The organism is Metabacillus indicus, from assembly GCF_046603695.1.
GTDB lineage: Bacteria > Bacillota > Bacilli > Bacillales > Bacillaceae > Bacillus_P > Bacillus_P indicus.
On sequence record NZ_CP176757.1, the window covers coordinates 2,857,247 to 2,869,353 of the forward strand.

The following is a 12,107-nucleotide window of genomic DNA, read 5'->3' on the forward strand; positions in this document are numbered from 1 at the left end:
CTATATGCCCGTTTGATAAAATATCACTTGTTCTTATTGTTGATGAAAATATCGAGTATAATAGATCTCGAATGCTTTTTAGGAGGTGAAACGAATGCCAAACATCAAATCTGCGATCAAACGCACAAAAACGAACGCTGAGCGCAATGCACACAACGCTACAATCAAATCTGCTATGCGTACTGCTATCAAAAGAGTAGAAGCTCTTATTGTTAACAACGATGCTGACAATGCTAAAGCTGCACTATCTGTAGCTGCTAAAAGAATTGACAAAGCTGCTCAAAGTGGACTTATCCACAAAAACGCTGCTGCTCGTTACAAATCTCGTTTAACGAAATCTGTAAACGGTCTTTCAGCATAATGCAAAAAAATCCTCTTCACGGGAAGAGGATTTTTTTATGCATTTTTTCTGTTAAATAGCTTCAGAAGAAACAGTTCAATGGTCAATTTCTTATCCATCTTTCCCGTTTTCATGACATAATCAGCTTCTGCCAGCTCATTTATGATGGCTGTAAGCTCGCTGCTTTGAAACAGCTGCGCCTGCCCCAGAGCAAGCTTGACTCTGAAAGGATGCACTTTGAGGTTTCCTGCTATCTGCTGCTGTCCGTACCCAAGTGCAGCAAGCTCTTTCGCCTGCAGCAGGAGCCTGAACTGATTGATCAGAAGGGACAGAATTTTAATCGGTTCTTCATTTGCTTTCAGCAGGTCATAAAAGATCTGCATCGCGTTTGCCCGGTCTTTGCGGACGACCTTTTCAATTAGTTCAAAAATATTCTGCTCAAGTGTTCTTGCCACTAAAGACGATACTGTGTCCGCTGTAATGGTTCCGCCTTCACCTGTATATGTACTCAGTTTTGAAAGCTCCTGCGAGATGGCCATAAGATTTCCGGCAGTCAGCATATAGAGCATGTCCCGGGCCTCGTTTTGCAGAGTGATGCCATGCGTTTCCGCCAGTTCATTCATCCATTTTTTCGTATCGCCTTCTGAAAATCCGTTCATTTCCACCGTTTCAGCAGTTTTTTTCAGGGCTTTTGTGATTTTTTTCCGTTCATCAAGCTTTTCATACGGAGCTGCAATCACAAGAACGGTATAAGGTGCAGGGGAGTTTACGTACTCCTCAAGTTTTTCAATGCGGTGCTCAAGCTTTTCCTTCTTTTTCTCACTAGTTAAAAACGCCGGGTTTTTTAAAATAACCACTCTCCGCTCACCGAGAAACGGAAGCGTTTCAGCATCTTCTATTGCAGCTTCAAGCAGCGTTTCCGACAAATCGTACTGCGCAAGATTAAAATCCATTTCGGACGGTTCCAGTGCAGCATCTATGATCAGCTGAAGGGTTTCCTGAAGAAGATAAGATTCCTTGCCCAGCAGAAGATATACAGGCTTAAGCTTTTTATTTTTCAGGTCTTTCCAGACATTTACTACCATGTAATCACCCAGTTTCCATCATGCTTCTCTCATCGTATAGGTCCTTTGCTTTTTTTTCAAGAGAAAAAGCCAAATGGAACAGGGAACCTGATGACAAGTCCCCTGATTTATATAAACGCCGCCGCATATGACCCGGGTTCCACATACTGGCTGGCGATCGATCTGATTTCTTATAGTGTCCTCTTGCCCCCATCTTTCTATAGGTGTAAAGTGTTGACAAATGGCCGATTGGAAAATGATAGATTTTTTGGCGGATTTGACTTATACTATAAGGCATAATAGGAGGGGTAAATTGTGAATGAATTTGAAAAGAATGTTCAAAGTAAACGCAACGACGCTGTAGACTCTGGAGTGGGATTTGTTGTATCATTTGGTTTTTTCGCCACGATCTTCATCATGGCAACTGTTATTAAGTTAATCGGTTCATGACAACCCTTACATAGAGGCTGCCGGGCAGTCTCTTTTTCATTTTTCCTTTCCTGATACGCTATCGTATGGAGGGTGGATAGAAAATGTTCCATTGTCCCCCTTAAATTTATAAGCAATTGACCCATCCCGGTCCGTGCGGTATGTTTTGGTCCCATTTTGCTCAAGGAGTTTCAGCACATCCGGATGGGGATGATTGTATCTGTTCTTCCTTCCGGCCGAAATCAGGGCGATCTTGGGCTGCAGCTGCTGAAGAAAAGGAACAGAAGTGGAGCCTTTACTTCCGTGATGGCCAATTTTCAGCACATCCGCCCGTAATCCCCTGTAGGCTTCAAGGATCCGCTTCTCCCCGTCATGTTCAAGATCACCGGTAAAAATCCACTTCAGACCACCTATTTCCGCGTACAGAACAAGCGAATCATCGTTTTCACTGTCTGTAATCTCTGCAGGTGATAATACTTTCCACTTGAAGTATTTGTCATCCATAACATCTCCGCTTCCAAGAGCGGTTATTTTTATCCCTTTTGCCAAAGCTTCCTCCACAATTTCTTTTTCAAAGTCCCCTCTTATAAATCCTTTTGGAACGACGATTTCCTTTACCTCTACTTCCCGCAGCAGTTTCAGCGCTTCCCCTGCATGGTCCGCATCCCCATGAGTCAAAATCAGCTTATCAAGCGTCTTTTTACCTTTAGATTTTAAAAACGGCACCAGCGTATCCTCGGCTATGGAGTAGGACGACCGTTTTTCCTGCCAGGCTTCCCTGCTGAACGAGAGAATGCCTCCGGTATCAATCAGATAGGTTCCCTGATTATAAGGCGCAGACACGTATATGGAATCACCCTGACCGACATCCAGAATGACAACCTCTCCTTCTGCCTGGAAGTGTGCAAATTGATGCTGAAGGAAGAGAAGCAGAAAAACGGCTGCCGCCGCCCCTTTCAGCCTGCTGAAAAGGAAGTGCTTTTCAAATGCCACAGCTGCAAAGCAAAACAGGACCGTGTAAAGAGAAAGCACCAGCCATGATGGCTTCCCGAATACAAGCATAAAAGAATATCTGCTGCCTGCAAGCAGCGCAGCATCATTGCTGATGGCAATGACGGCATCAGTCACTCCAATCAGCACGGTTCCTGCAGAAGGAACAGCTGCCTTTAAAAGAAAAGAGCCCAGGCAAAGAGGAAGAACGACCGCTGAATAAAATGGCACAAACAGCAGATTCACAAGCACACTTACTGCTGACACCTGATAAAAGCTTTGCAGGATGATTGGAAGTGAGGAAGCCTGCGCAATCACTGATACAGCTGTGAGCTGATGCAGACGGCTTGAAAATGAGGAAATGATTTTAACGGATAAAAGAAGGGCAAGACTGACTGCGAAGGACAGCTGAAAACCGATGTTAAATAAATAATAGGGATCTGCGGCAAGCATCACAATACATGCAATGGAAATCGCATCTGCAGCTGTGAGCTTTATTCTCAGCTGTTTAACGGCGAGATAGATCATGCTCATGCCGGCAGCTCTCAGGACAGACGGAGCCCCGCCTGCAAGCAGGCTGTATACGGGAAGCAGCAAAAGAAGAATACGGGCAGCCCATTCATGGGTCACACCTGAGCGTATGAGAATGAAGTAAATGCAGGAAACAAGAATGCTGACATGCAGTCCTGAAATCGCCAGCAAATGGATGATGCCCAAATCGCGGTATGCTTTGTTGATCTCATCTGGAATATACTCCCTGTATCCAAAAAGCAGAGCCGCAGCAATGCCTCTTGACTGGGGAGAAAATTCCTCGGCAGCAAACTGAATTCCCTTTGCTCTGTACTCAGCCAGCTTTTCGAAAAAAGAGGAAGCCCCGCCGCTGCAGTCTTTGATCGAATCAGGGGTCATAACCCAATGGATTCTGCTGTTTTTCAAGTAATCATGATAGTCAAACGCATTAGGGACAGTCGCTTTTAATGGATGCGTCAGATGGCCGTTAAATGTGCAGGAGGTGCCTGCTTCAATCTGTTTGGACAGGTTCATAAGTTCCCCTTCAGACTGAACGAAATAAACGGCAGACAGCTTTTCCCCATGGGCATGAATTACGCCTTTCATCTGATTTCCGTCAAACTCAGGCGGCTCTGAAAAGGATGCGCGGAGAACTGTTCTGCCTTCTGTAAATTGTGAAACATTTCGATTGTCGGTTTGGGTGAAATGAATGGTAAAGAAGATAAACGTGAGAAGTGTAAGAACGAAGAGGGTCTTTTTTTTACGAAAGAGTAGGCAGGAAAAGAAGAAAAACACCAATATGAGCATTTGGGGATGATCAGGAGATTTTGCAGCAGCAACACCTAAACCGGATGCTGCCGCAAAATAGATAAGCCTTCCCTGATAGCTTATTTTAGAAATCTGCAAGATATTCACCTTTTAAAAAGCTTGTCTGCTTTTTTTATGAGCATGTCGCGCGCATCCGAATCTTCAGCACTTACATGCCTGAGAAGTTCTTCTACGAACTCTCTTTGCTCCGCTTCAAGTGAATCCGTCTCGCCTTCCACCTGCTCTACTGCAACTCCCGCCTGTTCAAATAATTCGATGGCATAAGGGTGATTCCTATAGCTTTTTGCATAATAAACTTTCTTTATGCCGCTTTGAATGAGAGCTTTGCAGCACTGCAGGCAGGGAAAGTGGGTCACGTATATTTCTGCTCCCGCCGCCGGAACGCCGAATTTTGCACATTGAAGCAGCGCATTCATTTCAGCGTGGATAGTTCTTACACAATGATTGTCGATGACGTAGCAGCCTTCATCTATGCAGTGAACCCCTCCGGCAATGGAGCCGTTGTATCCGCCTGCTATAATCCTCTTGTCTCTTACAATGGTCGCTCCTACTGCAAGCCGCGTGCACGTGCTTCTTAATGCGAGCAAGTGGCTCTGGGCCATAAAATACTGATTCCAGGAAATTCTGTTCATATTATCCCCCATTTGTAAAAGTGCATGATCTTCTTCTAGTGTACTGATAGTTCTAAAACGCAGTCAATTCATTTTACTGAAATACTGTCTTTCACTTTTTCAAACGACTTTTCTCCGATCCCTGAAACATTCATAAGATCTTCAACGGCTTTAAAACCGCCTGCTTCCTCCCTGTAGGCAATAATGGCTTCTGCTTTTGCCGGGCCTATCCCTGTAAGGGTCTGCAGTTCCTCAGATGACGCCTTATTCAGGTTTACCACTTTCTCTCCTCCCGCGCCAGAAGCATTTGCCCCTGCAGGCTGCTGAGTGAGTTCATTCGGGACTTCTCCAATCTTCGGAACCTGGACCACCATACCGTCTTCAAGCAGTGCTGCAAGGTTAATCTGTGCAGCATCCGCCTGTTCAGTAAGTCCCCCGGCAGCATCAATGACATGATGGTATCTTTCTCCAGGCTTCATCTCATAAACGCCGGGCGCTTTCACTTCACCCTTCACATCCACAATGAGCTCCTCCAGCTGACCTTCCGCACTTTGATCGGTCGTGGTTTCTGGAGGCTCGGGTTCCATTAATACAGCCTCTTCATCAAGCAATTCTGCCTTCCCGCCCCCTGAATCTTGCTCCTGAGATTGATAAATAAACAGAAAAGCAGCTGCAGCGGCAATCAGAACAGCGATTTTATATTTTTTAAGTAATTTCATTTTCAGCTCCTTAGTTGTATTCATAAATGGGAAACAGATTTCATAAAGTGTAGGAGTAAGTATGATAAAAGGAGGGGATGACACATTGAACGCAGGTTTTATTGGAACAGGCAATATGGGGAAGATTCTGATTGAAGCGTTTATTGAATCTCATGCACTTAAGCCCTCAGACATTCATATTACAAACCGGACCTTTGAAAAAGCGGCAAACCTGAGAAAAGAGCATCCTAAACTGAACCTGTATTTAACGCCCGAAGAAATTGCTCGGCAAGCTGAGCTTATTTTTATATGCGTCAAGCCGCTTGATATTCACCCCCTGCTGCTGAAATTGTCACCCTATCTCCGGCATGATCAATGCATTATTTCCATTACTAGCCCAATCAGTGTCGAGCAGCTGCAGTCGGTTGTCAGCTGTCAGGTTGCCCGTGTGATACCGAGTATTACAAACCGGGCATTGTCAGGCGTTTCACTGCTGACGTTCGGAAGATGCAGCGGGGATATGCGAAAGAAAATTGAAGAGCTCTTCCAGACCATCTCTCATCCATTTACAATTGACGATCAAATTACACGTGTCTCCTCAGATATTGTAAGCTGCGGGCCGGCATTCTTCAGTTATCTGCTTCAGAGGTTTATTGATGCAGCTGTCAGGGAAACAGACATCACAAAAAATCAGGCGGTCCAGCTTACCAGTGAAATGGTCGTCGGTCTCGGGAAATTGCTTGAAAGCGAGAGGTATACACTGCCAACCCTTCAGGAGAAGGTGTGTGTAAAAGGCGGTGTTACGGGAGAGGGAATCAGTGTGATGGAATCTGAACTGGGCGATGTCTTTGAACACCTGTTTCAGAGGACCCATAAAAAATTTGATCAGGATCTGAGAGAAGTGGGAGAACAGTTCGGGAGATATGAGTGACTATACTAATCATTCTTCAAGCAGCCTTCTATTCCTTCTCCATACGAAAAAAAACCATCAAAAAAATGATGGTTTTTTAGTGTTAACCCAGTAACCCGTTCTTTCGCGCTGTAAAAAAGATTCTCTCGGATTCTTCTTCAGGCTGATCCTCCGAAAAATCCGCACTTATCTCAAGCAGTTCCAGCCCTGCAGCCGCAATCATATCTTTATAGCAGTCAATGGAGTAGGTTCTTTGAATATGGAATTCATCGAAACGCTCATAAAGCGAATCACGCTTTACAAAGAAGGATAAATCGTGCTCGATGCTGCCGGGCTCATCGCCCAGGAAGCTGTTCCAAATAAAGCTTACGTCCTCATCATTTCCTGCAAAAGTTGCGCCATTAAAGATTTCATGAATTTTATATAATGAGTGCACATCAAAAATAAGCAGACCGCCTTCAGCCAGCTGGTCAAAGGATGCTTTGAGGGTACTTTGGACATCTTCTTTTGACTGCAGATAATTCAGGGAATCACAGCAGATAAAAACACCGTCAAATGATTGATTAAGATCGCTTTTTTCCCGCATATCATGCTGAAGATACTGGATGCTGAGACCCAGTTCTGCTGTCTTCTGATAAGCGACTGAAAGCATCTCTTCACTGATGTCCATGCCGGTAACAGCGTATCCCTTTTGGTTCAGCCTGATGGATATTTCCCCTGTTCCGCAGCCTAAATCAAGGATGCGGCTGCCCCCGTTTCCAAATCTCATCATTCTCTCATGGAGCAGATCTGTCCACTGTCCGTATGGGACGTCTTTCATCAATTCATCGTAAATTTCGGCGAACCCTTTATAAATCATGGAGTGAGAACATTCTCCAGATTCTCATGCGGAGCATCTCCCCATAGCTTTTCAAGCTTATAGTAACCCCGCTCTTCTTTATGGAAAACATGAGCGACAACATCTCCCATATCAATCAAGACCCAGCGTGCTTCATCGAAGCCTTCCAGACGTTTCACGTTAATCCCTTTTTCGCCTGCCTGATCTTTCATCTCTCTTGCGATGGCCTGAACCTGTTTGTCTGAATTCCCGTGACAAATCAGAAAGTAATCCGCAATTAATGAGATTCCTTCCATTTTAAGGGCAACAATATCTTCCCCTCTTTTGTCATCTGCTGCTTTTGCCATGATTTCCAATGTTTCTTTACCAGTCAATAGCTTGTTCCTCCTTTTTTTTCAAACACTAAATAATTATATGATTGCAGAGTCTGCGGATAGATGGGCTGATTTTTTTTCAGCAAAAACAGGATCGTATTTTTCATCGATGCCATCAGCGCCTGATTCAAATCGGTTTCAGCGATTTTGCGCACTTCCTCGGCACCGGGAAAAATTCTTCCAGGCTCGATGTAATCTGCCACATAAATGATTTTATCGAGCAGGGTCATATTTTCTCTGCCTGAGGTATGGTAACGGATTGCATCAAGGATTTCTGCGTCCTCTATCCCCGCTTCCTTTTTCACAAGGTACGCCCCGACAGGAGCATGCCACAGCTCAGGACTGTGAATCAGCAGATCAGGTGCCATCTTCTGCTCCGTAATGATCTGCTTCATTTCTTCCTTGCTGCGGAACTTTGCATAATCGTGAAAAATAGCAGCTGTTTCTGCTTTTTTGAGGTCTCCCCCGTATCTGTCAGCGAGCTCGATCGCCGTTTCCATCACGCCGATTGTATGAACGTATCTGTGTTCTGTCAATTGTTCTTTTACAATAGCAAGTGCCTGATCACGATTCATATAAATGATTCTCCTCTATATATCCTATCACTTCTTGAGGCAGCAGAAAATCCGCTGACTGCTGCTGCCTGAACCGTTCCCTGATCATTGTGGAAGAAATCTCAATAATCGGAGCAGTGACTTCACAGACAGGATAGTCTGTCTCTGTTTGATAACCTTCCCGTTTCACCCCGACAAATTGAACAAGTTCAGTAAGCATGTCTATATTATGCCACTTCGGCAAATATTCGATCATATCCGCGCCAATGATAAAATAAAACGAGCAGTCAGGGTATTGTTCCTTCAAAAGAACGACCGTGTCATACGTATAAGAAGGCCCGACCCGCTCAAACTCAATACTCTGAACCTTAAATTCCGGCTTCTTTTCTGTACACAGCCTGAGCATATGCATGCGGTGAAGGCTGTCTGAAATTTCTTCTGAGTCTTTATGGGGAGGGTTCTGGTTCGGCATGAACCAGATTTCGTGAAGGTGAAGAGCACTTAGAACTTCATTTGCCATAATTAAATGTCCAAAATGAGGAGGATCGAATGTCCCTCCAAATATCCCAATCTTCTTCATCCTTCAGCCTCCTTGTTATCTGGGCAGCTTCAGCTGCTTGTTCTCTCTAGACTCTTTGTAAAGAACAATCGTATTGCCGATTACCTGCACAAGTTCAGCTCTTGCGCCTTTTGAAAGGGCTGCTGCAACTGTATCTCTGTCTTCTTCGCAGTTTTGCAGCACACTTACTTTTATTAATTCTCTCGCTTCAAGCACATCTGCGATTTGCTGAATCATATTGTCATTGACCCCGCCTTTTCCTACTTGAAAAATCGGGTTCAAATGGTGAGCTTCTGAACGCAAAAAGCGTTTTTGTTTTCCTGTTAACATGAATTTCCTCCTAATTGTGCAAATACGAGCTTACTCATTCTTGCAGTATCCGGTTTTTCACCGGTCCATATTTCAAATGAAAGGGCCGCTTGATAAACAAACATGCCAACCCCGTTCAGGATTTTCGCACCTGCTTTTTCCGCTTCTGTCAGAAAAGCGGTTTTTACCGGATTGTACACGATGTCGCTTACAATCGTCCCTCTTCGGATATTGCTTGCCGCAAAGGGCTTTTCTGTTTCATTTGGATGCATGCCGATGGCCGTTGTCTGGATGATGACATCATAATCAGATAAAAGAGATTCCGCCTCGCTTAATGAAAAGACGTTTCCATCGACCTTATGCGGACACTCCTCCATAAGCATGCGAGCTTTTTCAGGCGTCCGGTTGGCAAGATCAATGGCTGATGCGCCCTCTGATGCGAGTGTGTAAAAAATGGCCCTGGCAGCCCCTCCAGCACCGATAATCAAATACCTCTGCTCATGCAGTGGCTTTTCCATCAGCTGCTTCAGTGATGCCAAATATCCCTGTCCATCTGTATTATACCCGATCAATCTGCCCTCTTTATTCAAAACGGTATTAACAGCGCCAAGCAGCTCTGCGCTTTGATCAAGTTCATCCAAAAAAGGGATAATGGAAATTTTATGAGGAATGGTCACGTTGAATCCGGCAATGCCAAGCGCTCTTGCACCTTCAACCGCAGCTTTAAGGTGTTCTTTTTCCACATGAAAAGCATGATAGGCCGCACTTATTTTCTTATGCTGAAGCTGATCATTGTGAATAAGCGGCGACATCGAGTGTCCGACCGGACATCCTATAAGACCGTATACTTTGTTCAAAAGAATCTCTCCCCGTTAAATTAAGGATGATCTTAATGTAACATTTACGCCTTTAGGCGCGTAAGCCGTTACTTTTTTGTTTCCTTCATTGACAGTTACCCATCCAAGTCCGGAAAAGACAATGTCAGTCTTATCATCCTTAATTGTAAATTCATGAGCTGTCAGTTCCGGGAAGCTTCCGAGCTGGTCTTTTCTTGGCGGAGTCAGCATGTCTCCTGCATGGCGTTCATACAGCTCGTCTGCATTTTCAAGCTTTGTGCGGTGAATCGTAATTTCTGCAGGCACATAGCACGTAAGAGACGTTCTTCCGCCGCTCACGTAGTCAAGACGGGCAAGACCGCCAAAGAATAGAGTCTGAGACTCGTTCAGCTGAAAAACCTTTGGCTTGATCTCTTTTTTTGGAGACAGCAGTTTTAAGTCTTTTTTATCGACGAAATGGGCCATCTGATGGTGGTTAATAATACCCGGAGTATCATATAAAGCTGATCCGTCATCAAGCGGAATTTCAATAAGATCGAGCGTTGTACCAGGAAAATGCGATGTGGTAATCACATCTTTTTCACCCGTCACTTCTTTAATAATGCGGTTGATGAAGGTGGACTTGCCGACATTTGTGCAGCCGACGACATAGACATCCTGTCCGTTCCGGTATTCTTCAATCGCTTCAGTGACTTCCGGAATGCCCTGGCCTCTTGCAGAGCTGATCAGAAATACATCCACAGCGTTTAAGCCGAGTTCCTTAGCTTCCCGTTTCATCCAGTTGGTCAATTTTTGTCTCTTGACCGACTTTGGGAGAATATCCGCTTTATTTCCGACAAGCAGAATCGGGTTGCCTCCGACAAAACGCTGAAGGCCGCTCAGCCAGCTGCCGTTAAAGTCAAAGATATCAACGATCTTCACCACAAGTGCGTTCGTGTCGCCGATACTGTGAAGGATTTTCAGAAAGTCATCATCTGTCAGGGAAACATCCTGAATTTCATTATAGTTTTTTAGGCGGAAGCACCTTTGGCAAATGATCTGTTCCTTTTGTAAAGCGCTCTCCGGTGCATATCCAAGCTCGTCCGGATGTTCTGTCTGTATTTTTACACCGCAGCCGATGCAGACAAATTGTTCCTCTGTCACGTTTAATCCTCCCACTGAATCAAGCCTTTTCTTTTCAGAACAGCAAGAATTCTTCTTTCAATTTTGCGGTTAAGTCTCGTTACAAAACCGTCAGTAGATGCAACAGGCACGACTAAAATCGTATGAAAACCGTTGCGGTTGCCGCCAAGGACATCTGTCAGCAGCTGATCGCCAATCACAACAACATCCTTTTTATCAAGCTCCATGTTTTTCAGAGCTCTGCGGAATGCTTTGCCCATCGGTTTTCTTGCTTTATAGATGAAAGGAATTTGAAGGGGATCTGAGAAAGAGCGCACCCGTTTTTCTACATTATTAGAAACAATGGTAACCTTGATGCCATGTTCTTTTACATCTTTGAACCATTCAATAAGCTTCGGAGTGGCACTTGGACGGTCCCATTCTACCAGGGTGTTGTCAAGGTCGGTGATGATGCCTTTTACTCCTCTGTCTTTTAATGCCTGTGGAGAGATTTCATAAATATTCTTCACGTACTCTCCCGGCAGAAATAATTTCAACATTCTATAAACACCTCATCGGACATTTTTTAGCCAAACTACATCATATCTGATTTTAATCTTTCTTTCAAAAGAAACTTGGCATTCTGCAGAAATTCAGAAGAAATCCGGTAAATTTTTCGACAAAATGTTCGGCCTTCCGTTCTGTGGATAAGTCTATTCACATTGTTCACTCATATAGATTCCTCTGCTGATAGGATTATAAACAAGATATTAACAGCTTATCCACTTTCTTCTGTGGATAACAGAACGATTGTTCTATTTTATATTTCGTGTTAGATTGGATTTACTAGAAGAAAATAACATAAAAGTATATGCATGGTGCTTACTTTATAGAACATTATTTCCATAATGGAGGTGCAAGCCGGCAAGCCGGCGATCCTATGAGAAAACTTTCCGATGAACTGCTCATTGAATCCTACTATAAAGCGACAGAAATGCAGCTGAGCGAAGATTTTATAGAACTGATCAAAAAAGAGATCAAACGCCGGTCATTGACTCACGTTTTAAAAGCTTCGAGCTGACTTTTAAAACGTGAAGCTCTCTTCTTTTGCGCTTATCAGCTAATCCCGCGAAAACCTTAACCTCTCCCCGAGACT

16 protein-coding genes are annotated in these 12,107 nt (G+C 44.3%); 4 read left to right on the forward strand and 12 right to left on the reverse strand.

Going from position 1 to position 12,107, the window contains the following annotated elements:
* Nucleotides 1-94 precede the first annotated feature (94 nt).
* Entirely contained in the window at nucleotides 95-361 is a 267-nt protein-coding gene (rpsT, locus tag ACK1LH_RS14700) for a 30S ribosomal protein S20 (RefSeq protein ID WP_029279536.1), read from the forward strand.
* A gap of 35 nt (nucleotides 362-396) precedes the next feature.
* Here rpsT and holA read toward each other — a convergent pair whose 3' ends face one another.
* Nucleotides 397-1,425 carry a DNA polymerase III subunit delta gene (holA, locus tag ACK1LH_RS14705; RefSeq protein ID WP_029279534.1) on the reverse strand — a complete coding sequence of 343 codons (1,029 nt, stop codon included), beginning with the start codon at nucleotides 1,423-1,425 and terminating at the stop codon, nucleotides 397-399.
* Between the two features lie 294 nt (nucleotides 1,426-1,719).
* Between holA and ACK1LH_RS14710 the strand changes: the two genes are divergently transcribed.
* On the forward strand, nucleotides 1,720-1,854 hold the full coding sequence (locus ACK1LH_RS14710) for a YqzM family protein (protein ID WP_029279532.1): 135 nt from the start codon (nucleotides 1,720-1,722) through the stop codon (nucleotides 1,852-1,854).
* A gap of 36 nt (nucleotides 1,855-1,890) precedes the next feature.
* Here the strand turns inward: ACK1LH_RS14710 and ACK1LH_RS14715 are convergent, their stop codons facing one another.
* From ACK1LH_RS14715 to ACK1LH_RS14725, 3 genes are all read right to left on the reverse strand, one after another.
* Nucleotides 1,891-4,239, reverse strand: a complete 2,349-nt coding sequence (locus ACK1LH_RS14715) for a DNA internalization-related competence protein ComEC/Rec2 (protein ID WP_411333477.1) — start codon at nucleotides 4,237-4,239, stop codon at nucleotides 1,891-1,893.
* A gap of 5 nt (nucleotides 4,240-4,244) precedes the next feature.
* Entirely contained in the window at nucleotides 4,245-4,793 is a 549-nt protein-coding gene (locus ACK1LH_RS14720; protein ID WP_029566739.1) for a ComE operon protein 2, read from the reverse strand.
* Between the two features lie 68 nt (nucleotides 4,794-4,861).
* A complete protein-coding gene (locus tag ACK1LH_RS14725; RefSeq protein ID WP_411333478.1) occupies nucleotides 4,862-5,491 on the reverse strand; it encodes a helix-hairpin-helix domain-containing protein in 630 nt (209 codons plus the stop codon).
* Between the two features lie 85 nt (nucleotides 5,492-5,576).
* Here ACK1LH_RS14725 and comER point away from each other — a divergent pair, with 85 nt between their 5' ends.
* The gene (gene comER / locus ACK1LH_RS14730; protein ID WP_342823569.1) at nucleotides 5,577-6,401 is read left to right on the forward strand and encodes a late competence protein ComER; all 825 of its coding nucleotides are present in this window, start codon (nucleotides 5,577-5,579) and stop codon (nucleotides 6,399-6,401) included.
* Nucleotides 6,402-6,483: 82 nt separating this feature from the next.
* Here the strand turns inward: comER and ACK1LH_RS14735 are convergent, their stop codons facing one another.
* From ACK1LH_RS14735 to ACK1LH_RS14770, 8 genes are read right to left on the reverse strand one after another with little or no spacing between them, the layout of a single operon-like run.
* Nucleotides 6,484-7,239 (reverse strand): class I SAM-dependent DNA methyltransferase, encoded by a 756-nt coding sequence (locus tag ACK1LH_RS14735; RefSeq protein ID WP_411333479.1) that lies wholly within the window; start codon nucleotides 7,237-7,239, stop codon nucleotides 6,484-6,486.
* Complete coding sequence (rsfS, locus tag ACK1LH_RS14740) at nucleotides 7,236-7,565, reverse strand: ribosome silencing factor (RefSeq protein WP_029279522.1); 330 nt, start codon at nucleotides 7,563-7,565, stop codon at nucleotides 7,236-7,238. Before rsfS ends, ACK1LH_RS14735 begins: the two co-directional genes overlap by 4 nt.
* A 23-nt stretch (nucleotides 7,566-7,588) precedes the next feature.
* Nucleotides 7,589-8,167 carry a bis(5'-nucleosyl)-tetraphosphatase (symmetrical) YqeK gene (gene yqeK, locus ACK1LH_RS14745; protein ID WP_282032978.1) on the reverse strand — a complete coding sequence of 193 codons (579 nt, stop codon included), beginning with the start codon at nucleotides 8,165-8,167 and terminating at the stop codon, nucleotides 7,589-7,591.
* The gene (locus tag ACK1LH_RS14750; protein ID WP_029279518.1) at nucleotides 8,157-8,726 is read right to left on the reverse strand and encodes a nicotinate-nucleotide adenylyltransferase; all 570 of its coding nucleotides are present in this window, start codon (nucleotides 8,724-8,726) and stop codon (nucleotides 8,157-8,159) included. The genes yqeK and ACK1LH_RS14750 overlap by 11 nt, the downstream gene beginning before the upstream one ends.
* A 15-nt stretch (nucleotides 8,727-8,741) precedes the next feature.
* Nucleotides 8,742-9,035, reverse strand: coding sequence for a ribosome assembly RNA-binding protein YhbY (gene yhbY / locus ACK1LH_RS14755; RefSeq protein ID WP_029279516.1), 294 nt, complete (start codon nucleotides 9,033-9,035; stop codon nucleotides 8,742-8,744).
* Complete coding sequence (aroE, locus tag ACK1LH_RS14760; protein ID WP_411333481.1) at nucleotides 9,029-9,871, reverse strand: shikimate dehydrogenase; 843 nt, start codon at nucleotides 9,869-9,871, stop codon at nucleotides 9,029-9,031. Before aroE ends, yhbY begins: the two co-directional genes overlap by 7 nt.
* A gap of 15 nt (nucleotides 9,872-9,886) precedes the next feature.
* Entirely contained in the window at nucleotides 9,887-10,993 is a 1,107-nt protein-coding gene (gene yqeH, locus ACK1LH_RS14765; RefSeq protein ID WP_029279512.1) for a ribosome biogenesis GTPase YqeH, read from the reverse strand.
* A gap of 2 nt (nucleotides 10,994-10,995) precedes the next feature.
* Nucleotides 10,996-11,511: a YqeG family HAD IIIA-type phosphatase gene (locus ACK1LH_RS14770; protein ID WP_029279510.1), complete on the reverse strand. Its 516-nt coding sequence runs from the start codon at nucleotides 11,509-11,511 to the stop codon at nucleotides 10,996-10,998.
* Nucleotides 11,512-11,891: 380 nt separating this feature from the next.
* On the opposite strand from ACK1LH_RS14770, the gene ACK1LH_RS14775 reads away from it, so the two are divergent.
* Nucleotides 11,892-12,032: a sporulation histidine kinase inhibitor Sda gene (locus ACK1LH_RS14775; protein ID WP_029279508.1), complete on the forward strand. Its 141-nt coding sequence runs from the start codon at nucleotides 11,892-11,894 to the stop codon at nucleotides 12,030-12,032.
* Nucleotides 12,033-12,107: the final 75 nt, after the last annotated feature.